At 62.9% G+C, this 20,662-nt stretch carries 15 protein-coding genes; 8 read left to right on the top strand and 7 right to left on the bottom strand.

Annotation, left to right across the window (positions count from 1 at the left end):
* Nucleotides 1-119: 119 nt before the first annotated feature.
* Complete coding sequence (locus QA643_RS29400; RefSeq protein ID WP_283029152.1) at nucleotides 120-992, bottom strand: SDR family oxidoreductase; 873 nt, start codon at nucleotides 990-992, stop codon at nucleotides 120-122.
* Between the two features lie 101 nt (nucleotides 993-1,093).
* Between QA643_RS29400 and QA643_RS29395 the strand changes: the two genes are divergently transcribed.
* The 4 genes from QA643_RS29395 (at nucleotide 1,094) to QA643_RS29380 (ending at nucleotide 5,666) form a co-directional block, all read left to right on the top strand.
* Entirely contained in the window at nucleotides 1,094-1,909 is an 816-nt protein-coding gene (locus QA643_RS29395; RefSeq protein WP_283029151.1) for a crotonase/enoyl-CoA hydratase family protein, read from the top strand.
* 122 nt (nucleotides 1,910-2,031) lie between these two features.
* A complete protein-coding gene (locus tag QA643_RS29390) occupies nucleotides 2,032-3,576 on the top strand; it encodes an acyl-CoA synthetase (protein ID WP_283029150.1) in 1,545 nt (514 codons plus the stop codon).
* A 184-nt stretch (nucleotides 3,577-3,760) separates the two neighbouring features.
* The gene (locus tag QA643_RS29385) at nucleotides 3,761-4,573 is read left to right on the top strand and encodes a UDP-2,3-diacylglucosamine diphosphatase (RefSeq protein WP_283029149.1); all 813 of its coding nucleotides are present in this window, start codon (nucleotides 3,761-3,763) and stop codon (nucleotides 4,571-4,573) included.
* Between the two features lie 103 nt (nucleotides 4,574-4,676).
* On the top strand, nucleotides 4,677-5,666 hold the full coding sequence (locus QA643_RS29380) for a threonine/serine dehydratase (RefSeq protein ID WP_283029148.1): 990 nt from the start codon (nucleotides 4,677-4,679) through the stop codon (nucleotides 5,664-5,666).
* Nucleotides 5,667-5,734: 68 nt separating this feature from the next.
* Here QA643_RS29380 and QA643_RS29375 read toward each other — a convergent pair whose 3' ends face one another.
* Nucleotides 5,735-7,327, bottom strand: a complete 1,593-nt coding sequence (locus tag QA643_RS29375; RefSeq protein ID WP_283029147.1) for a caspase family protein — start codon at nucleotides 7,325-7,327, stop codon at nucleotides 5,735-5,737.
* A gap of 218 nt (nucleotides 7,328-7,545) precedes the next feature.
* Between QA643_RS29375 and QA643_RS29370 the strand changes: the two genes are divergently transcribed.
* Nucleotides 7,546-8,538: an AI-2E family transporter gene (locus QA643_RS29370; protein ID WP_283029146.1), complete on the top strand. Its 993-nt coding sequence runs from the start codon at nucleotides 7,546-7,548 to the stop codon at nucleotides 8,536-8,538.
* Here the strand turns inward: QA643_RS29370 and QA643_RS29365 are convergent.
* From QA643_RS29365 to QA643_RS29345, 5 genes are all read right to left on the bottom strand, one after another.
* Nucleotides 8,535-10,922, bottom strand: a complete 2,388-nt coding sequence (locus QA643_RS29365; protein ID WP_283029145.1) for a hypothetical protein — start codon at nucleotides 10,920-10,922, stop codon at nucleotides 8,535-8,537. The genes QA643_RS29370 and QA643_RS29365 overlap by 4 nt on opposite strands.
* Nucleotides 10,923-11,064: 142 nt before the next feature.
* Nucleotides 11,065-12,222: a mannosyltransferase family protein gene (locus QA643_RS29360; RefSeq protein WP_283029144.1), complete on the bottom strand. Its 1,158-nt coding sequence runs from the start codon at nucleotides 12,220-12,222 to the stop codon at nucleotides 11,065-11,067.
* Nucleotides 12,223-12,390: 168 nt separating this feature from the next.
* Nucleotides 12,391-14,136, bottom strand: a complete 1,746-nt coding sequence (locus QA643_RS29355; RefSeq protein ID WP_283029143.1) for a metallophosphoesterase — start codon at nucleotides 14,134-14,136, stop codon at nucleotides 12,391-12,393.
* Between the two features lie 73 nt (nucleotides 14,137-14,209).
* On the bottom strand, nucleotides 14,210-15,772 hold the full coding sequence (locus QA643_RS29350) for an AbgT family transporter (protein ID WP_283029142.1): 1,563 nt from the start codon (nucleotides 15,770-15,772) through the stop codon (nucleotides 14,210-14,212).
* Between the two features lie 82 nt (nucleotides 15,773-15,854).
* Nucleotides 15,855-16,376, bottom strand: a complete 522-nt coding sequence (locus QA643_RS29345) for a DUF1269 domain-containing protein (protein WP_283029141.1) — start codon at nucleotides 16,374-16,376, stop codon at nucleotides 15,855-15,857.
* Nucleotides 16,377-16,824: 448 nt separating this feature from the next.
* On the opposite strand from QA643_RS29345, the gene glsA reads away from it, so the two are divergent.
* From glsA to QA643_RS29330, 3 genes are all read left to right on the top strand, one after another.
* Nucleotides 16,825-17,835 carry a glutaminase A gene (gene glsA / locus QA643_RS29340; protein WP_283029140.1) on the top strand — a complete coding sequence of 337 codons (1,011 nt, stop codon included), beginning with the start codon at nucleotides 16,825-16,827 and terminating at the stop codon, nucleotides 17,833-17,835.
* A 125-nt stretch (nucleotides 17,836-17,960) separates the two neighbouring features.
* Nucleotides 17,961-19,547: an MFS transporter gene (locus tag QA643_RS29335; RefSeq protein ID WP_283034969.1), complete on the top strand. Its 1,587-nt coding sequence runs from the start codon at nucleotides 17,961-17,963 to the stop codon at nucleotides 19,545-19,547.
* A 436-nt stretch (nucleotides 19,548-19,983) separates the two neighbouring features.
* Complete coding sequence (locus QA643_RS29330; protein ID WP_283029139.1) at nucleotides 19,984-20,553, top strand: HdeD family acid-resistance protein; 570 nt, start codon at nucleotides 19,984-19,986, stop codon at nucleotides 20,551-20,553.
* Nucleotides 20,554-20,662: the final 109 nt, after the last annotated feature.

The raw sequence follows: 20,662 nt of genomic DNA, 5'->3' as shown, positions 1-20,662 counted from the left end.
TGCGAAAGCAGGGACCCATACGCCGCGGCCTATCGGTAAAGGCGATGGAGCTAGTTGCCTTCGTAACAACGAGCGCTTGTGGTTATGGGTCCCTGCTTTCGCAGGGACGACGGCAGAGTTCACCCGCGCGAGGCCCGGTCCTTCTCGTTCTGTGCCTTGATCGACTCGCGGGCCTTGTTCCAGTCGTCGTCGCTCCAGTCGCGCAGCTGGTAGAAGTTGCCGCCCATTGCGAGCGCTTGGCCGCCATCCATCGCGATGGTCTCGCCATTGATCCAGTCGCAGCCGCCGGAGATCAGGAACACGGCCAGATTCTGCAATTCCTCCATGGTGCCGACCCGGCCCATCGGGTTCTGAGCCCGGGTACGTGCGCCGGCCTCGTCGCCGGGCTTGATGCGCTTGCTCATGCCCTCGGTCGGGATTTCGCCCGGCGCGATGGTGTTGAGGCGGATGCCGTGTCTGCCCCATTCGACCGCAAGCGACATCGTCATGGCGTGGATCGCCGATTTGCTCATCGCCGATGGCACCACGTAGGGCGAGCCGTTGCGCACCCAGGTCACGGTGATCGACACCACGTTGCCGCGCTGCCTGTCTGCGATCCAGCGCCGGCCCACCGCATGGGTCACATAGAAGGTGCCGTGCATCACGATGTTGGCGACGGCGTCGAAGCCGCGCGGCGACAGGTCTTCCGAGCGCGAGATGAAATTGCCGGCGGCGTTGTTGATGAGGTCGGTGAGGGGACCCGAAGCCCAGATCTGTCCGATCATCTCATCGACCGCAAGCGCATTGCGGATGTCGACGCCATGGCTGACGACGCGGCCGCCATACTCGTCCATCAACTCGGTCGCGGTCTCGTCGCATACAATTTTGCGGCGGCCGCAGATGTGAACTTCGGCTCCCAGTTGCAGAAACCGCGCCGCCATCGACTTGCCGAGGCCGGTACCGCCTCCGGTCACGAGGATCCGCCGCCCGGCGAGAAGCTGATCGTTGAACATCGTTTCCACCCCGCGGATTGTCTGTTAATTGACCGATTGACTAAAACCGGACAACGGCCTTTGTGTAAAGCGCCAAGAACGAAGTGTGGAGGATTTTAATCATGGAGCAACGCGTCTCGATCTCGATTTCGGACGGCATTGCCGATGTCCGCCTGGTGCGTGCTGACAAGATGAATGCGCTCGATGCCGCGATGTTCGAAGCGCTGGTGGCGGCGACCGAGCGGCTGGCCCAGGAAAAGGGCGTCAGGGTGGTAGTATTGTCCGGGGAGGGCCGGGCGTTCTGCGCCGGCCTCGACATGGGCCGCTTCCAGGCGATGAAAGAAAATGGCGGCAATGGGATCGCCGGCGGCGAGAAGCGCGACCTGACGGTACGCACCCATGGCATCGCGAATTTTCCGCAGCAGGCGGTGTGGGGCTGGCGCCAGCTTCCGGTGCCTGTCATTGCCGCGATCCAGGGCGTCGCGTTCGGCGGCGGCTTCCAGCTCGCGCTCGGCGCCGACATGCGCTTCCTCACGCCGGATGCGCGGATGTCGATCATGGAAATCAAATGGGGCCTGGTGCCCGACATGGCGGGCACGCCGATCCTGGCAAGCCTCGTGCGCAACGATATCTTGCGCGAGCTGACTTATACGGGCCGCATCTTCTCCGCGCAGGAAGCCATGAGCTATGGCCTCGCGACGCGGATCTGCGACGACCCGCTTGCGGCGGCGTTCGAGGTGGCGCGCGACATCGCCGGCAGGAGCCCGGATGCGATCCGCGCCGCCAAGCGCATGCTGGGCAAGCTGTCGGTCGATCCGGCGCCGGCGCTGCTCGCCGAATCCGTCGAACAGCAGAAGCTGATCGGCAGCCCCAACCAGACCGAGGCCGTGCGCGCCAATATGGAGAAGCGCGCGCCAAGGTTTGCGGAGGCGGGGTAGCCGCCACCGTCGTTCCGGGGCTCGCGAAGCGAGAACCCGGAACCTCGAGATTCCGGGTTCGATGCTGCGCATCGCCCCGGAATGACGACGTACACAACCCGACCACAGATCGGAAAGAGACAATGTCCTCCTCCCAACTCTTCCTCGGCATCATCAGCGGCGAGCGGCGGCGCAGCCATGGCGAAATCGCCGATCGCGCCGAGCGGATCGCCAGCGGACTGCAGAAGCTCGGGGTCAAGCAAGGCGACAGCGTCGCGATGCTGATGCGCAACGACATCGCTTTCATCGAGGCGGCCTATGCGGCGATGCGGCTCGGCGCCTATGGCGTGCCGGTCAACTGGCACTTCAAGCCGGAAGAGATCAATTATGTGCTGAAGGACTCCGGCACCTCGGTGTTGATCGCGCATGCCGACATGCTGCATCAGTTGCGTGAGGCGATCCCGCAAGGCGTGACCGCGCTCAGCGTGCCGACGCCGCCGGAGATCCTGGCGAACTACAAGATCGATCCGGATCACCTGGCGACGCCGGACTTTGCGATCGATTTCGAATCCTGGCTCAAGCAGCACCAGCGCTATGACGGGCCGGCGGTGCCGCAGCCGCAGAACATGATCTACACCTCCGGCACCACAGGCCATCCCAAGGGCGTGCGCCGTTTTGCGCCGACGCCGGAGCAGACCGCCAATGCCGAGCGCATGCGCGCGATGATCTATGGCCTGAAGCCCGGCGCCCGCGCGCTATTGCCGGGGCCGCTTTATCATTCCGCACCGAACTCGTTCGGGCTGCGCGCCGGCCGCCTCGGCGGTGCGCTGGTGATCATGCCGCGCTTCGATGCCGAGGAGTTCTTGCGCGTGATCGAGACCGAGAAGGTCGACACCGTCTTCATGGTGCCGACCATGTTCATCCGCCTGATGAAGCTGCCCGAGGAGGTGCGCAAGAAGTACGACATGTCGTCGCTGCGCCACATCATCCACGCCGCCGCGCCGTGTCCCGCCGACGTCAAGCGCGCGATGATCGAGTGGTGGGGACCGATCATCTACGAATTCTACGGCTCGACCGAATCGGGCGCCGTCACCTTTGCCACCTCCGGGGACGCGCTGAAGAAACCCGGCACCGTCGGCAAGATTTCGCCCGGCGCGGAGCTGCGCTTCATCGGCGATGACGGCAGGGAGCTGCCGCAGGGCGAGATCGGCGAAATCTATTCGCGCATCGCAGGCAATCCGGATTTCACCTACCACAACAAGCCGGAAAAGCGCGCCGAGATCGATCGGGAAGGGTTCATCACCTCGGGCGATGTCGGCTACATCGATGCCGACGGCTACGTCTTCATCTGCGACCGCAAGCGCGACATGGTGATTTCGGGCGGCGTCAACATCTATCCGGCCGAGATCGAGGCGGCGCTGCATGCGATTCCCGGTGTGCATGATTGCGCGGTGTTCGGCATCCCCGATGCCGAATTCGGCGAGGCGCTGATGGCTGTGGTGGAGCCGCAGCCGGCGGTGACGCTCGATATTGCTTCCATCCGCAGCCAGCTCAAGGTCTCGCTGGCGGACTACAAGGTGCCAAAGCACATCGAAATCCAGTCCAACCTGCCGCGCGAAGATTCCGGCAAGATCTTCAAGCGCCGCCTGCGCGATCCCTATTGGGAGCGGGCGGGGCGAAAGATCTAACGTCACGATCGCCTTCGGAGCGACCGCTAACCACGGCTAGCCTCCGCAAGAACACTGCCATGTCGCTCCCTTGTCGCATCGCGCTGCTATCCGCAGAGACAAGGGTGCGGCATTGATTCTCGTGGGGCTATGGGCCGCGTGAATCAGTCATCGCCCTGTCACAGAAATCTGTCAGGGGACGGGTATGGGTAGTGACGCCTTGAGTGAAGAGAGCCCGGAACGGCGCTTTCGTACCTTGTTTATATCCGATGTCCATCTCGGAGCCCGCGGCTCGCAAGCCGACCGCTTGCTGGACTTTCTCAGGGTTCACGACGCCGACACGATCTATCTCGTCGGCGATATCGTCGACGGCTGGGCGCTGAAGTCGAGCTGGTATTGGCCGCAATCGCACAACGATTTCGTGCAGAAGATGCTGCGCAAGGCGCGCAAAGGTGCCAAGGTCGTCTACGTGCCGGGCAATCACGACGAGTTCCTGCGCAACTATTACGGCACGCATTTCGGCGGCATCGACGTGGTGGAAAACGCCGTTCACGAAGGTGTCGACGGCAAGCGCTACCTTGTCATCCACGGTGACATCTTCGACCTGGTGGTGCAGAACGCACGCTGGCTCGCCCATCTCGGCGACAAGGCCTATGACTTCGCCATCCAGATGAACCGTCTCGTCAATTTCTTCCGGCGCATGTTCGGCGTGCCCTATTGGTCGCTGTCGCAATGGGCCAAGCTGAAGGTCAAGAACGCCGTCAATTATATTGGCGCGTTCGAGAAGACTTTGGCCGGCGAGGCGCGGCGGCACGGCGCCGACGGCGTGATCTGCGGGCACATTCACTACGCCACCATCCGCGATGAGCACGGCATCCGCTACATGAATTGCGGCGACTGGGTGGAGAGCTGCACCGCCCTCGTCGAGCACGAGGACGGCCGGTTCGAGATCATCACCTGGGCCGATCCGGAGCGGCGGGTGGCGCCGGTTCCCCGCGCCGCCGCGCGCGCAGCGTGACGGGGCAAAGGGGCCGAATCGCAGCGAAAGACCCGGTTTTCGTCCCCTGAGATCACGCCAAATCGTCTTGCCCGCTTGTCCGTCGCCGCGTTACAAATTGCGGATGCCAGAACCTGTCCAGCATCCTCCCATTGGCGCGGCCGATATCGAGGCCGCCGCCAAGATCGTCGCGCCCTTTGCGGTGCGTACGCCGCTCTTGACGTTCCCGGTGCTCAACGAGCGCGTCGGAACCAAGGTCTTCCTGAAGCCCGAAATGCTGCAGCGGACCGGATCGTTCAAATTCCGCGGCGCCTTCAATAAGCTGGCCTCGATCCCGCAGGATCGGCGCGGCGGCGGGGTCGTGGCGTTCTCCTCCGGCAACCACGCCCAGGGCGTGGCGGCGGCGGCGCAGATCCTCAGCATGCAGGCCACCATCGTGATGCCTGCGGATTCGCCCGTCACCAAGCGCGAGCGCACCAAGGGCTACGGCGCCGAGGTCGTGCTCTATGACCGCGACAAGGAAGACCGCGAGGCCATCGCCAACGGCATTGCGGCCAAGCGAGGCGCGACGCTGGTGCGCCCCTATGACGATCCCTTCGTGATCGCAGGGCAGGGCACCGCCGGCCGCGAGATCGCCGAGGACATGACAGCGCTGGGGCTCAGCCCTGATATCGTGGTCGCGCCGGCCTCGGGCGGCGGGCTGATCGCTGGTGTGGCAACGGCGGTGAAGTCGAAATTCCCGCAGGCGCAGGTGATCGTCGCCGAGCCGAAGGACTATGACGACCACGGCCTGTCGCTACGCGCCGGCCATCGCGAGGCCCATCACGCCGCCGGCCGCACCATCTGCGATGCGCTGATGGCGGCGATGCCGGGCGAGCTCACCTTCTCGATCAACAGCAAGCTGCTGGCCAATGGTGTCACCGCTTCCGACGAGGAGGTCGGTGCTGCCGTCGCCTATGCCTATCGCGAATTGAAGCTGGTGGTCGAACCGGGCGGCGCCGTCGGTCTCGCCGCGCTGCTGGCCGGCCGGATCGACGCCAAGGGCAAGAACGTCGTCATTGTGCTCTCCGGCGGCAATGTCGACGCGGACCTGTTCGCTCGATTGGTCGCCTGATCACCATTTCAAACGGAAAGCGGGCAGAGCATGTGCTCTGCCCGCTTTTGCTTTGTCCGAAGCTGAGATCAGCGCCGTCCAAAACCTCCACCGAACCCTCTGCCGAACCCACCGCCGCCGAATGAACCGCGGGACGGGCCGGCGAAGCGGCTGAAGCCTCCGCCACCCATACGGCTGCCGAAATGACGCGGCCCGCTACCCATCATCGGCCTTCGCATCATCATCGGTCGGTTCATCCGCATCGGATGGTTGTCCATTCTCGGATGCAGGGACGTGACCTTGCCGAACTTGCCGCCGTTCCTGCCGAAATTGCCGGGCATGGAGTGGCCCTTGCCAGGCAGACCCATGACCTTATCTGCATTACCCTTGTTGAAGCCGCCGTGGATCGGGTTGTTCGCGTTCATGCCCTTGGCGGGTAGCGTGACGATCTTCGACGACATCGGCATGTGCGCATGGGAACCGAAATTGCCCGGCTTGAAGTTCGGCGACTGCTTCGCCAGATGCGTGAACTGCATCAGCGGCACGGCCTTCGGCGCGGCGTGCAGGTGCAACGCGGACTTGGCGTAGGGGGTATTGGAAAAACTGTCGTGGAACGTCTTGTAGGCGAACGGCGAGTTCGCCAGCACGGCCTTATGCCAAGCCTTTGCCACCTGGATGTTGCCCAGCAGCACGCGGATGTGGTCGCACAACGGGTCATGCGGATACAGACGGATGAACTCCTCATAATATTCGGGCGAGCCCTCGGACAGCACATAATCGTAGGCCTGGCGCACCGAGCGCGAGGGCAGGTTCGACGCCATCTGCATGATCGGGGTACGATCCGGCGCGCGGCCCGCCGCCATGATGGTATCGCCGAAGAAATAGAAATCAGACGTGAGCGACGAGCTTTCCCACGGCGTCTGGCGGCCGTTGGTCGCGTTGTTCACCTCGAGGCGGACGCGTTTGAACAATTGCTCGATCGGCAGGTTCGGCACGCGCGCGATGTTCAGGAACGCGGACGTGTACGGGCTGTGGTTGCCGTCACCATCCTGTGCCTCCATTCCCGGGGCCGTCGAGTAGCCGACGATCGAGCCGTTCGGCGCATCGACGATGGCAAGTCCGCGTCCGTTGTCGCTCGCTTCAGGGAACGGATTGTTACGGCAGGCATCGAGCACGACGATGCGCATCCGGCTCGGTATCGATTCCAGCGTGCCCATCACGTCGACCAGCCGCATCGAATTGCCGTCGAGGTCGGACGGCGAGGAAATCTTCGCATCGACCGGAAGCAGGTAATTTTCGCCGGCCACCTGCACGCCATGGCCGGCATAGTAGACCATCGCCACGGTGCGCGGACCGCGCTCGCCGACCTTGGAGGAGAAGTCCTGAACCACCTTGATCATCTCGCCGCGCGTCAGGTCCGTCGCCTGGGTCACCTCGAAGCCCGCCGAATTCAACAGCTGTGCGACGGATTGCGCGTCGTTGCCGGGATTGGCGAGCTTTGGCGCGGTCTGGTAATTCGAATTGCCGATGACCAGCGCGACGCGCTCTTCCGGCGGCGGCGCCTGCATGCCGGTGCGGATATCCGCATTCGGGGCTTCGGCGAAGGCCAGGCCCGTGGCAGCGAAGCCCAGCAGGCCCGCAAGCAGGCCGGTGCGTAACAGCGATGACTTGAAACGGGACATGACAGCCTCCTGAAACGGATTCGCGCGGCAGCGACTTGCCGCGGGAACGCTAGGCCGACTCGACGCCCTGGTACGTGACGCCGGTCACGCTATTGCCCGCGCGCCGCCGCACTTGCGGCAATCAGGCGCAGCTGACAATCTCGGGTTGCCGACCGCCTCAAGGAGCCCGGCATGGGGTAAGCTTCGGACTAAAGGCTGCGATCGCGATCATCGCGGCGGTGCTCGCCGCTGCGGCGCTGGCCCAGGCGAGCCAGGTGTTCGCGCCGCTGGCGGCGGCCATTTTCATCATTGCCGTGGTGTGGCCGATTCAACGGCGGCTGCAATGGTGGATGCCGAAGCTTGTGGCGCTGGCCATCACCATCATCATCACCGTGACGGTCTGCTTCGCGCTTGCCTCGCTTGCGGCGTGGGGATTTGGCCGCGTCGGGCATTCGCTGCTCGCCGACCTCGCGCGGTATCAGGCGTTCTACGAGGCAACTGTCACGTGGCTGGATGGCCACGGCGTCTCCGTTGCGGCATTATGGGCGGAGCACTTCAACGTTGGCTGGCTCCTGCGCGCGACGCAATATGTCACCGGCCGCCTCAATACCACGCTGACCTTCTGGGTGATTGCGTTGGTCTACGTCATGCTCGGCCTTCTCGAGGTCGATGATATCTGGCGGAGGATCAAGCGTCTGGAGAACCGCGCCGCGGCGGCCGTGCTGCTCGAGGGCGGCGCTGCAACCGCAGCAAAGCTTCGATGGTTCCTTATGGTACGGACGCTGATGAGTGCCGTCACCGGCTTGTTGGTCGGCGCGTTCGCCTGGATCACCGGACTTCCGTTCGCGCTGGAATGGGGCGTGATCGCCTTCGTGCTCAATTATATCCCGTTCATTGGACCGTTCATCGCGACGCTGTTTCCGACCCTGCTGGCGATGACCCAGTTCGAGAGCTGGCCTGCGGTGTTCGGTCTCTTCGTTTGCCTGAACATCATCCAGTTCGCGGTCGGCAGCTATGTCGAGCCGCGGGTCGCCGGCACGATGCTGTCGATCTCCCCGGTGGTCGTGCTGTTCGCGATCTTCTTCTGGACCTTCCTATGGGGCCTGTTCGGGACCTTCATCGGCGTGCCGATCACGCTTGCCATACTCACCTTCTGCGCCGCGCACCCATCGAGCCGCTGGATCGCCGAGCTGCTCGGCGGATCTGATCAGGTCAAACCAAGCGAGCTCTAGGCGCCTTCCTTTCCTGCGGTACCAGCCTCGGAGCTGACGGGACCCTTCTCGGCGGACATGTCGATCGACTGCACCCGGCGGCTTGCAATGATCACGATGGCGCAGACCATATAAGAGAACACCCCCAACGCATAGGTCTTGGCGATGCCGAACTGGATCGACAACGCCACACCCAGCACCGAGGCGAACATCGACGTAATTCCGTTGGTGCTCCAGAAGAACGGCAGTAGTTCATGATGACGGCGCCAGACACCGAGGCCGAGCGGAAACATCATCCCCATGCAGAATGCAGGAGGAGCCAGCAGCAGGACAGACACCAGAATACGCATGTCGGTCGACAACGCCCGCCCCCATGTGGTGACCAGCGGCGTCAGCAGCCCTGCCACCACGAGCGTGGTGAGGAGGGCGGCAATCCTGAAGACGGTGAATCGTGATCGGGAGGAGGTATTCGCACCGACCGTGGCGCTGCCAATTCCGCTAAAGAGAAGAATTGTGAATAGCACGACGCTCAGCCCGTAAACGGGATGTCCGAGAAAGACCATCAGGCGCTGCATCTGCGATATCTCGATCAGCATGAAGCCCATCCCGATCGCGCTGAAATAGGCCACGGGCGGCGTCAGTGTCACCATTGGCATCCGCGTCGCAAGACGGAGGAAGGGCAGCACGATGTAATATCCGCAAGCGCAGAGCGCTACGATGATGAGCAGGCCGGTGACGCCGATCGCGACATTGTTGCTCATGATGTCCCAACTGCGGATGCTCACGAAATCGCTGAAGCGCGACGTATAGAAGAAGAACGGATTGTCGTCCGTCGAAGCAGCGATGTTTTCCGGCAGCGAATCGAAGAAGGCCTGGTCTGCCTTGTCGGACAGCAACGTCGAGGTGACGGTATCGAAGGTGACGTCCGGCCCCAAAAATATCTCGAAGCCTTGCGCCTGAAGTCTCTCGCGCGCGCCTTGCCATTCTGCGTCGCTGAACGCGTCAGGCCGGGTGATCACCGTCACGATGCCGCCGACGTTGACTGCGACGACGTGATGCCGCAGTTCCCCGGCTGGGACTCCCTTGCGCTGTAGCGCGCTCGCGGCGATCGCGATCAGCCGGTATAGCTCGCCACGACGCTCGGCACCGTACCAGCGTGATACCGACAACAGCCCGCCAGGCTTGAGCGCCCGGTAAAAATCATCCCACGCCTCAACGGTATAGAGACGATTTTCGGTGAGCGTCAGGCCACCGGCAACCGTCGCCGCCCAGGTATCGATGAGTGAAATCTGCACAAGATCGTACCGCTCGGACGAGTGGTTGATGTAGCTTCGCGCTTCGGCGTTGACCAGGGATACGCCGGGCTGGCGATCGAGATGGCCGGAGAAATCGGCGAATTTTTCGGTGAGCACTTCGAAGATCGCCGGGTTGATCTCAATTGCGCGAATCCGGCTGGCACCGAACAGCAGACCGGAAAGGATGTCACGACCGCCGCCGACGCCAACGACAGCGACATCGGCCGCCGGCTGCACGAGGTAGGCTGCATTGATGACGTCATCCTTCAGGTAGGCGAGCTTTCCGATGTCGCCATCATATTTGGTGATGATCGTGCCTGCATCGGCATCGATGTCGAGGTAGTGTTGGTCGACCCGGGCATCAGGAGTGCGGGCCAGACCCCAGCCAAACGGGACCTTCTCGGCCATTTCGCGTACCCTCACCCGCGAATAGGTATTCCAGCGTTCGAACAGCGTGCCGGTCTGCTCAGCGCCCTTGGCCCAGAACACACCGAGATGGCTTCGACCGGTCAGGTCAAGGCCGGAATGCAGGGTGGCCGCGACCGCCAGCGCCAGCGCGACAGCCCCGCTCAAACGGACACTACGGACGTCATCGCTGGTTCGGACAGTGATCCAGCCTACGCCGGCAGCACAGACTCCGAGCCACAACGTGGCGCTTACGGGGTCAATCACCAGCAGTATGAAGATCACGCCGACGCATCCAGCGGCGGCACCCAGCAGATCGGCTGCATAGAGCCGCCCGCCGCGATAGGGCAAGCGCGTGAGCAACAGCGTGATGCAAACCCCGGCTTCCGTGAACGGAGCCACGAAGGCGATAATCGCCAGGGCCAGAGCGAGGGGAACATTGTCTGCAGGTACGAGGAGCGGCGCGCACAGGAAGACGATCATTGCGCCAACGCTGCTGAGCGCGAACCATGACGCGTGGCGCGCGAATTCTATTCCGACCCGCTCGGCGGCATAACGGGCGGGCTTGCCGTAGACCTTCATCGCGCCCCGGGTGAGCCCCAGCATGGCAAGTGAAATGGCCGCGAATGCGAAATGATAATGCAGCATAACGCTGAAGAAGCGCGTTATCAGGATCTGGTAGGAAAGCGTCGCGAATGCCAGCACAAAGATTGCCAGATAATAGCGACCGGGAAACTTGGATACGGATTGCAAGACGCGGCCCTCTCGGTGGGGGCTATTAGGTGTTACACGCGATCGCCGGATAACTTCCTACTCGAGCAGCATGTCATCGCGGGTATTGTAGCGATCAACCGATCCAAATTCTACGAGCAAACAGGGCGGTGTTCATGAACAGGGACGCGCCGAGGAGTCCTATCACTCCTGCCAACAGCCACTTCGCTCGCAATCCTAAACCTGCCAGCGTCACAAACAGGGGAAATGAAACGAGATTAAATCGGCTCATTGAGACGAAGCCTGCTGGCCCACCGCTGAGCGTTAGATATGGCAGCAACAGGACTGCCATGGCGAACAGTGTCCAGCTTGCGCGCAACCGGGACCAGCCCAAAACAATCAAGGCAATGAACAATAATGTAAACCAGCTAGCTTGTCCCCATGGATTCCAATCATTGAGCATCATTCGCGTGAACGGCTCAAGCTTCAGTGCCGCAATCAATCTTGTCGCTAGCGTCGTTCCCTGATGGAATGCCGCCTGCCCATCCGCAAAAGCAAACGGAGTTCCGAAAGCGCTCCAGAGGTAGATCATGAATAGCCAGATCCCCGACGTCGCAAGAAGGACGCTTGGCACGAGGACAAGAAGAAACTTCGTCTTGTCGCGATTGGACCACATCTCCCAAAGAAGGACAGGCAACAGGACAACGCCCGTCGATCGGGTAGAGGCTGCCAAGCCTGCTAGCAGCGCTGCCGACAAGTAGTTTTTCCGTTTCAACACAAGGAAAAACGAGACGATCAGCAGCAGTGCCAAGGGCTCGGTATACCCGGCCGACAGCAGGACCGAAGCGGGAAAGAAGCTGAGCAGCGCGATTGTGGCGAGAGCCAGTTGATCACCAAACTCCTCACGAACCAGCTTGAAAAGGATGACAATCGCGAGCAACCCCGCGACGTTCGATACCAACAGCAATGCATCCGCAGGCGCGAGACCGCTGATCGTTGCCAAGCCCCGTACGAGCATGGGATACAGCGGGTAAAACACGATATTCTGTTGAATGGTGGGATCGCCGTTGTAGCGATAACCTTGAGTGACGATCTCGAAATACCATTGCGAATCCCATTGCAGCAATTGGTGGTACCAGGCTGGTCCGGCAGACCAGACATCGGCCCTCCCGACGGTTAGATATTTTTGGGAGAATACCAGTCCGAGCGCGACCACCACCCGCGAGCAGGAAAATATCAAGATGGCCCAACAATAGGGGAGCCAAGAATGACTTTTCCAGTTCGGATCCTGCATCTCCATGTCCATACTGTCGCTTGGTATGGGAGCTAAGGTCAATCGCCTTGGGAGTATGGAAGGCCATTCCATTTCGGGTTTTGCCAAAGCAGGCGAGCCAACGCCGAAGATTGATGTCCGTGTTCGAAGGCAAAGCCGGCGGCAGGGACCGACGCATCAGCCCCGAATTCATGAGTGCACGCCCTCGGGCTCTTCTTCGCCGGCAATCTCCACGCGCTCCGGTGGCAGCAGATCAAGCTGCCCATCTGGCCCAGCCGCCAGCGTGTGAATATAGAAGTGCGTCGCCGCATCGTCGATCGCATTCATCACCGGCGAGGGCGCGGAGATGATCTTTAGCGAACCGCAGGCTCCGATCCAGTCGATATGACGGTGGCCATGCATCACCACCGCGCGGCCGGCCAACGCTTCCAACCGGCGCACGAACCAGCTGCCGTTGATCAATGCCGTCCCGATGCGTTCCGAGAAGGCTTTTACCGGCATGGGGTATTCCACCACATGGTGATGCAGTGCGACGATCCAGCGTGCTTCCGGATAGTGGCGGATCGCTGCTTCGAAGCGGTGCGTCTGTTCGACCGACACCAGCCCGAGCGCGTTGGTGAAGGAAAAGTGCGTCTCCGCATTGGAGTTCAGGATCGCTATTCCGAGCCCGTCTGCCGCCTCTGGCAGGACGACCATCGGAAACAGGCTGTCGAACAGGTCGCGCAGCGCTGCGGCACGGCGCAGACCGCCGTATCCGGCAAGGGCCATGATCGCATCGCGGTGCGGCGCCAGCGCTTCGTTCAGCGTAGCGGCCGGCTTTCCATTGGCATCGACGACGCGCACGCGGTCGCCTTGCACGGCCGCTATGGCGGATAGGGTGCGGATTTGCCGTAACCGTATGGTCGGGCTGAACGGCAGGTCGAGCCGGGCCGGATTGGCGCGATCGACGATGTTGACGTCGTGATTGCCGGGCAACATGACCGTGCGGGCGACCAGTTCCGGATGACGCGCCATCGCGTCGAGAAAGACGGCCCACTCGCTGGCACGGCCGGCATCGGTCATATCGCCGCTGACGACGATGTGGTCGAGCGGCTCGGTGGCGTGGATGGCGGCGAGGTGTGCGAGGATGCGCGCGAGCTGGCCATTGCCGCGCGGGCCCGCCCGTCCGCTTTCGATGCGGAAGCCATATTGTTCGGCGATCACGTGAAGGTCGGACAGATGCGCGATGCGCCAGCGTCGTGCGCTCGGCGCGGCGGTATCGAAAGCGGTGAGGTCGACCGGTTGAGACATGCTGGCATCCGCAAATCCCCACACCAGCGATGCGGCCGCCAGATATCCCGACACCAGCAGAACGGCATTTGCCAGCGTCGGCACGGCGAGGCGGTGTAGCAGGACCAGGTCGTTCCAGCCCCCGGTCCAACGCGTGGCTGGCCAGGCCAGTATCGCAATCAACACCGCGCAGGCGGACAGCACGATGCCGGCGCCGACCGAATTGGCGGTGCGCAACCTCGCCCGACCCGGCGCGGTCAGCGTCCTGCCCCACATCCGTTCGGTCAGGTGACGAAGCGCCTCGCGGGTGAACGCGTAGCCCGGCTGCACGGCGAGGGCATTGAGCGACCAGAAATTATTCTCGGCGATCCGGAACAGCGGCCGCCATCCGATCCACCCGACCGCTGTTATCGCGAGCAAGGCGAGGGCGGTGCCGATCCCGGTCAGCGTGGCAAGCTTTTCCGACAGGGTTGAAAACCAGGCGGAGACCAGCAACGGCGCCAGGCCCAGCAGCACCGCCGGCAACAACAGCAGCACCGTCCAGGCAAACAGCAGTTTGGGCAAACTGATTTCGACCAGCAGGCTGCCCGTGATGGCAAGCAGGGATCGCTGCCCGGGACTGGCGGCATCGTCCTCGATATCGCCATGGCGCGGATCGATCAGCATGCGGTCCTCCACGCTGACGGCATCGCGTTCCCGGTCGGCCCCATCATGCTGAACTCCGCATCGCATCTTCGCGCTATACACCCCAGGGCAGGCCCGATAGGTACCATGCGGCGAAAAGCAGGATCCAGACCGCAAGCATCCAGACCACATAGGGCAGCACCAGCGCGACCACAGTGCCGACGCCGGCATTCCGCTCGTATTTCCTCGCAAGCCCGACGATCAGCGCAAAATAGGGGTTGAGTGGCGTGATTGAGTTGATGGGGCCATCTCCGACCCGGTAGGCGGCCAGCACCGCCGCCGGATCGACGGATAGCTGCACGAACAGCGGGACGAACACGGGTGCAAAGATGGCCCAGGTCGCGATGGCCGGCGTGAAGACGAGATCGAGGACGGCGACAATCAGGATAAGTCCCAGCAGCAGCCAGAGCGGGCCGATATTTGCATTCTTCAAGACGTCGGCGGTCTTGACCGCCAGCAGCGTCGGCATGTTGCTGTAGGTGAAGTAGTCGACGAACTGACTGATGACCACGAACAGCAGGATCGTTCCGCCCAATCCGGATACCGCCTTGGTCATGGCGTCGACCACATCCGTCGTGCGCCTGATTGTTCCTGCGCCGATGCCATAGGCAATGCCGGTCGCCAGGAACAGCAGCATGATGAGGCCGATCATTCCGCTCATGAACGGGGAATCGCCGACCAATGCGCCGGTTGCCGGATTGCGCAAAGGCGCGCCGGGCGGCAGCGTCAGCAGGCAGAAGGCCAGCGCGAGAGCCAGCAATACTGCGGCGGCGTATCGCAAACCGCGCGCCTCGTCGGCGGACAATTGTCCGCCGCGATGCGGCGGCAAGCTTTCACTGGCATGATCCTCGCGATAGGCGCCGAGGCGCGGCTCCAGGGTTCGCGTGGTCACCACGGCAATCACGACCGTCAGAACGATGACCGACACGATTGAAAACCACAAATTGGCGGTCACTGCGATCGACAGCGAGGGATTCACGATATGAATGGCGTCGTTGGTCAGCTCGGTGAGGACGGCATCGAGCGGCTTGACCAGCATATTGACGCTGAAAGCGCCGGCGACGCCCGCCATCCCCAGCGCGAGCCCGGCCAGCGGATGCCGGCCGACGCTCAGGAACGCGCTGCCGGCCAGCGGAATCAGCACGAGATAACCCGCGTCCGCGGCGACGCTCGACAGGATGCCGACAAAGGCGAGGATGTAGGTCAGCGCCCAGGGTGGCGAGATCGCCACGAGCTTGCGGATCGATGCGTCGACGAGACCTGCTTCTTCGGCCACGCCGACGCCGATCATCGCGACGATCAACAACCCGGCCGCGCTGAAACCCATGAAGTTGGGCACCAGCCGCGTATAGATGTGCCTGACCCCCTCGGCCGTCAGCAAGCTGTTGGCGCGGGCTGTCACGGTGTCGGTGCCGTGCGTTTTCAGATTGATGACCTGGAATGAGACCGACACGTCGAGCAGGTACAGCAAGTGCGAGACGGCCATGGTGATCGCGATCAGTATCAGGAAGATCACGATCGGGTGGGGGATGCTGTTTCCGATCCGCTCGATCGCGTCGAGCAATGTCCGTGCAGGGGCCCTTACCGGCTCGGTATCGGCTTCGCTCGCGGCGCGCATGTCGGCCGTCCCTGTTGAGCGTGCTTTCAGCGAACTATCCGGCTGCAGCGCGATGGCCGCAACCGGATGAAGTTACCACGGCCTAGGCGGCATTGGTCTGCGGTGGGGCCTGATCAGCGCCCGCCTTCGCCAGCGCGTCGCGCAGCTTCTGCTCCTTGCTGTCGTCCAGCGAGGTCTTGAGCACGGTGCCGCCGGCGTCCTGAATCTCCCGCAGCACCTTGTCCGGTGTCATGTTCTTGATGAGGACGAACAGCGCGGCATTGCCGGGCTGAAGCGTATCCGAAAGTTTCTTCATGAAGGCGTCATCGATGCCGTAGTCCGACAGCGCGCCGCCGAGCGCCCCGGACGCCGCGCCCAGCGCAACGCCGAGCAGGGGGTTGAGGAAGATCACGCCGATCAAAAGGCCCCAGAAGCTGCCTGACACGGCGCCGACCGCCGTCGTGTTGACAAGCTGGTTCAGCTTGACGGGACCAGCGTCGGTCTTCACCGCAATCACAGCATCGCTGAGCGTGATCAGATATTCCTTCTGCAGCTTGAACAGACGCTGCCGCACCTCTTCGGCCTTTGCTTCGGATGGATAGATGATCGCGATTAGATCTGACATCTCCGTATCCTCCTGCTTGATATGATTGAAACTCGGCCGCACCGGAGCGCTTTTGACACGTCAGCATCGCTGCCGCATCGCTCGATGGCCGTGCGGCTAGGCCTCACGCTATCACAACCTGAGAGCGATCAGATCACGCTTCGCTGATCGCGCTCAGCAAAGCGTGACGGTGCTCGATCGAGTTGGATTCGAATTCGCGACGCTTTGTCGAAGCATCCTCCGCGCGCTACCGCCATTTGTCACAAAGTGTTGTAGGCGGACATACCCTACGCAAACCGACTTTAAGGTTGTGTTGTTGACTCCATACACTTTCGGGCGTTACGTTCCGCCGCAGGTCAGAAGGAGGCTGAGCGATCGACAGAAATCGCTTGTCAGCACGTGACCTCATGTTGCCCGAACGGCTCGATCGTCCTCGAACGGGATGGTCCAAGCCGGATGGAGAAGTCCGATGGACTTTCCTTCGATCGCGGAACAAGCAGAGCGGCCATACATCTCGACAGGACACCTGCCTGAGCCCGACATGGTGCAGCGGCTGGTGTCTGATGCGCATCAGCGTTTCAAGTCGAACGGCGAGGGCCACAATTCGCAGGTTTATCCCGCGCTCGCCAGGGTTCCCAGAGAACTGTTCGGCGTCTGCGTGGTCGGCACCAGCGGGCGCGTCTACGAGGCCGGCGAAACCGAATACAAATTCTCGATCATGAGCGTATCGAAGCCGTTCGTATTTGCGCTGGTCTGCGAAACGATCGGCCCGGAAGCGGCGCGCGCGCGACTGGGGGCGAACGCCACCGGCTTGCCGTTCAACTCGCTCGCCGCCATCGAGCATGGCGGTGGCCGTACCAATCCGATGGTGAACGCGGGAGCGATCGCGACCACGAGCCTCGTGCCGGGATTGACGGTAGAAGGCCAATGGCAATTCATTCACGACGGGCTGTCGCGCTTTGCGGGCCGCAAGCTTGCGCTCAACGAAGAGGTCTATGCGTCGGCATCGCAGACCAATTATCGCAACCGCAGCATCGCGCGCCTGCTGCAGAGCTATGACCGCATCTACTGCGACCCCAAGCAGGCGACCGACCTCTACACCCGGCAATGCTCGCTCAATGTCAGCGCGAGGGATCTGGCGGTGATGGGCGCGACGCTGGCGGATGGCGGCGTCAATCCGGTGACCAGGCAGCGCGTCGTCGATGCGGCGGTCTGCCACTATGCGCTGACGGTGATGATAACGGCGGGACTTTATGAGACGTCGGGCGACTGGCTCTACGACATCGGCCTGCCCGGCAAGAGCGGCATCGGCGGCGGCATCGTCGCGGTATCGCCGGGCAAAGGCGGTTTCGGCACCTTTGCGCCGCCGCTCGACGCCGCGGGCAACAGCGTGAAGGGACAGCTCGCGGCAAAGTTCCTGTCGCAGCGGCTGGGAATGGACCTGTTCGTTTCGCAACCGGAAGACAATCAGATGCACTAGGCAGATTGCCCGGGCCTCGGCCGGAGGGCATCCAAAAAAACCGAGCAGTTCGGGAGGACTCCATGGCAACTCACTCGATATCGATCGGAGCAATCCGGGAAGGAGCGCGGGAGTCATGGGTGCCGATGATCGCGATCGCGCTCGGCCAGATGATCATGTCCTTCAACGTCGCCTCGCTGCCGGTTGCGCTCGGCGGCATGGTCAAGAGTTTTGGCGTCCCGCCGACCACGGTCGCCACCGGAATCGTGGCCTATTCGATGCTGGTCGCCGGCTTCGTCATGCTCGGCGCCAAGCTTGCGCAGCGCTTCGGCGCGCTGCAGGTGTTCCGCTTGGCCGTCGTCCTGTTCTGCGCCTCGCAGATCCTGATGACGTTCAGTCCCACGGCCACGCTGATGATCACGGCGCAGGCGCTTTGCGGCGCGGCGGGAGCGGTCATCGTGCCGTCGCTGGTGGCGCTGATCGCCGAGAACTACACCGGACGGCAGCAGGCGACGGCAGTCGGCGCGCTCGGCTCGGCGCGGGCCGGCGCCGGCGTGCTGGCGTTCATCATCGGCGGCGTCCTCGGCACCTATATCGGCTGGCGGCCGGCGTTCGGAATCCTGATCGCGGTTTCCGCCATCGTCTTCCTGCTGAGCTTCCGCCTCAAGCGCGATTATGGCCGTCCGGACGTAGAGATCGATATCGTCGGCGTCGTGCTGGCCGCGGCGGCGATCGTTCTGATCAGTTTCGGCTTCAACAATCTGAATAGCTGGGGTCTTGCGCTGGCTACTCCCAACGCGCCGTTCAATCTTCTCGGCCTTTCGCCAGCGCCTGTGCTCATCGTGCTCGGCGTCGTGCTCGGGCAGGCCTTCCTGATGTGGACGCACCGCCGCCAGGCGGTGGGAAAAACGCCGCTATTGGCGCTCGAGGTGATCGACTCGGCGGAGGAGCGCAGTGCGGTGTACGCGTTGTTTGCGGTGGTCGCGCTGGAAGCCGCGCTGAATTTCTCGGTGCCGCTTTATATCCAGATCGTCCAGGGCCGCACGCCGCTGGCGACCGCCATTGCCATGATGCCGTTCAACCTGACGGTATTTTTCACCGCAATGCTGGTGGTCAATCTCTACGACCGGATGACGCCGCGGCAGATCGGCCGCTACGGCTTCATGCTCTGCACCGCCGGCCTGGTGTGGCTCGCCTTCGTCGTGCGCAACGACTGGAGCGAGGTGCCGGTGCTGCTGGGCCTCATCCTGTTCGGCATCGGGCAGGGTGCGCTGGTGACGCTGCTGTTCAACGTGCTGGTCACGGCTTCGCCGAAGGAACTGGCGGGCGACGTCGGTTCGCTCCGGGGCACCACGCAAAATCTGGCCAGCGCGGTCGGAACGGCGCTGGCCGGCGCGCTGTTGGTCGGCCTGCTCAGCACGATCGTGCTGGGCCAGATCGCCGCCAATCCCGTGTTGCCGAAGGAGATCCAGAGCCAGGTCGATCTCGACAGCATCAATTTCGTCAGCAACGACCGCCTGCGCAGCGTGATGGAAGGCACGACGGCCACGCCGCAGCAGGTCGAGGAAGCCGTGCGCGTGAATACCGAGGCGCGGCTGCGCGCGCTGAAAATCGGACTCCTGATCATGTCAGGGCTGGCGCTGCTGGCGATCTTCCCGGCGGGACGCCTGCCGAACTATCTGCCCGGCGAGATCCCGAACGATACGCCTGGCAGCCGGTTGCGATCAGGCTGATCGAACACGACCGCGCGAGAAACGCGGCAAAAAGGGGCATCCCCAGAAGGAGAACAACAATGGATGCAATCGACCGTCGCACTGCGCTCCGGACCCTGATGGGCGGTGTCGTTGCCGCCGGCGTGGGTGCGAGCCTGATACCTGACGTAGCGGAGGCGATGCCGCTGGCGATGCAGAAAGATCTCGGAAAGAGGCCGGGAGATTTCACGCAGGAAGCGCAAGCCGACATCGATCGCAGGCGGCCGCCGGGGCGGCCTCCTGGACGTCCTCCTGGAAGGCCTCCCGGACGTCCCCCACATCGACCCCCGCATCACTGGCGTCCTCCTCGTCGGCGCCGCCGCTGGCACTGCTGGTGGCATCGCGGCCGCCGCCGGTGCGGCTGGCGCTGGATGTAATCGAGCTCAAGGTCGCTGAGGCCTGACATCAGGAGAATGACATGACGACATATGACAGCAGTTCGCGAACAGGCGTCGGCAGTCTGCCGCCGCCGCCGTTCTGGGTCTGTATTCTGCTCGGGCTGGTGATGATTGCGGCGGGAATCCTGGTTCTCGGCGACATCATGCTGGTCACGCTTATCAGCACCATCTTCATCGGCTGGATGTCGATCATCGCCGGCGCGTTCGAGATCGTCCACGCGTTCTGGACCAAGGGATGGGGAGGGTTCCTGTGGCAGGTGCTGCTCGGCATCCTCTACATCGCGTTCGGCGTCGTGCTGGTCAGCCAGCCGGTCGTCAGCGCGCTGATCCTCACCTACGTCCTCGGCCTGGTGCTCGCGGTTTCCGGCTTCGTTCGCATTCTGCTCGGCGTCACCCATTGGCGGGAGGCGGGCTGGATCATGCTGCTGTCAGGCGTGTTCGGCGTGCTGGCCGGCTTCGTCATCCTGACGGGATTTCCGGCGACCGGCCTGTGGGTCATTGGATTCCTGCTCGGCGTCGACCTGATATCGCACGGGCTCGGATGGCTGGCTTACGCATGGAAACCGGCGGTGGCGGTCAGCAGCACATAACGGACGTTCGTACCAGCCGGTCCGATGCGATGTGTGGCGTCTTACGCGGAGGTAGGTCGGTGCCCCACCGAAAATGTCGTAGAGCCGCCACTATCGCGGCGGTGGCAAT

The organism is Bradyrhizobium sp. CB3481, assembly GCF_029714305.1.
GTDB lineage: Bacteria > Pseudomonadota > Alphaproteobacteria > Rhizobiales > Xanthobacteraceae > Bradyrhizobium.
Note: the sequence above shows the minus strand (reverse complement) of the source record. Positions and strands in the feature narration are given on the sequence as shown.

What these genes read in the sequence shown, in the direction of transcription:
- QA643_RS29400 (WP_283029152.1), bottom strand. Translation starts at nt 992, where the DNA reads ATGTTCAACGATCAGCTTCTCGCCGGGCGGCGGATCCTCGTGACCGGA.
- QA643_RS29395 (WP_283029151.1), top strand. Translation starts at nt 1,094, where the DNA reads ATGGAGCAACGCGTCTCGATCTCGATTTCGGACGGCATTGCCGATGTC.
- QA643_RS29390 (WP_283029150.1), top strand. Translation starts at nt 2,032, where the DNA reads ATGTCCTCCTCCCAACTCTTCCTCGGCATCATCAGCGGCGAGCGGCGG.
- QA643_RS29385 (WP_283029149.1), top strand. Translation starts at nt 3,761, where the DNA reads ATGGGTAGTGACGCCTTGAGTGAAGAGAGCCCGGAACGGCGCTTTCGT.
- QA643_RS29380 (WP_283029148.1), top strand. Translation starts at nt 4,677, where the DNA reads ATGCCAGAACCTGTCCAGCATCCTCCCATTGGCGCGGCCGATATCGAG.
- QA643_RS29375 (WP_283029147.1), bottom strand. Translation starts at nt 7,327, where the DNA reads ATGTCCCGTTTCAAGTCATCGCTGTTACGCACCGGCCTGCTTGCGGGC.
- QA643_RS29360 (WP_283029144.1), bottom strand. Translation starts at nt 12,222, where the DNA reads ATGCAGGATCCGAACTGGAAAAGTCATTCTTGGCTCCCCTATTGTTGG.
- QA643_RS29355 (WP_283029143.1), bottom strand. Translation starts at nt 14,136, where the DNA reads ATGCTGATCGATCCGCGCCATGGCGATATCGAGGACGATGCCGCCAGT.
- QA643_RS29350 (WP_283029142.1), bottom strand. Translation starts at nt 15,772, where the DNA reads ATGCGCGCCGCGAGCGAAGCCGATACCGAGCCGGTAAGGGCCCCTGCA.
- QA643_RS29345 (WP_283029141.1), bottom strand. Translation starts at nt 16,376, where the DNA reads ATGTCAGATCTAATCGCGATCATCTATCCATCCGAAGCAAAGGCCGAA.
- glsA (WP_283029140.1), top strand. Translation starts at nt 16,825, where the DNA reads ATGGACTTTCCTTCGATCGCGGAACAAGCAGAGCGGCCATACATCTCG.
- QA643_RS29335 (WP_283034969.1), top strand. Translation starts at nt 17,961, where the DNA reads ATGATCGCGATCGCGCTCGGCCAGATGATCATGTCCTTCAACGTCGCC.
- QA643_RS29330 (WP_283029139.1), top strand. Translation starts at nt 19,984, where the DNA reads ATGACGACATATGACAGCAGTTCGCGAACAGGCGTCGGCAGTCTGCCG.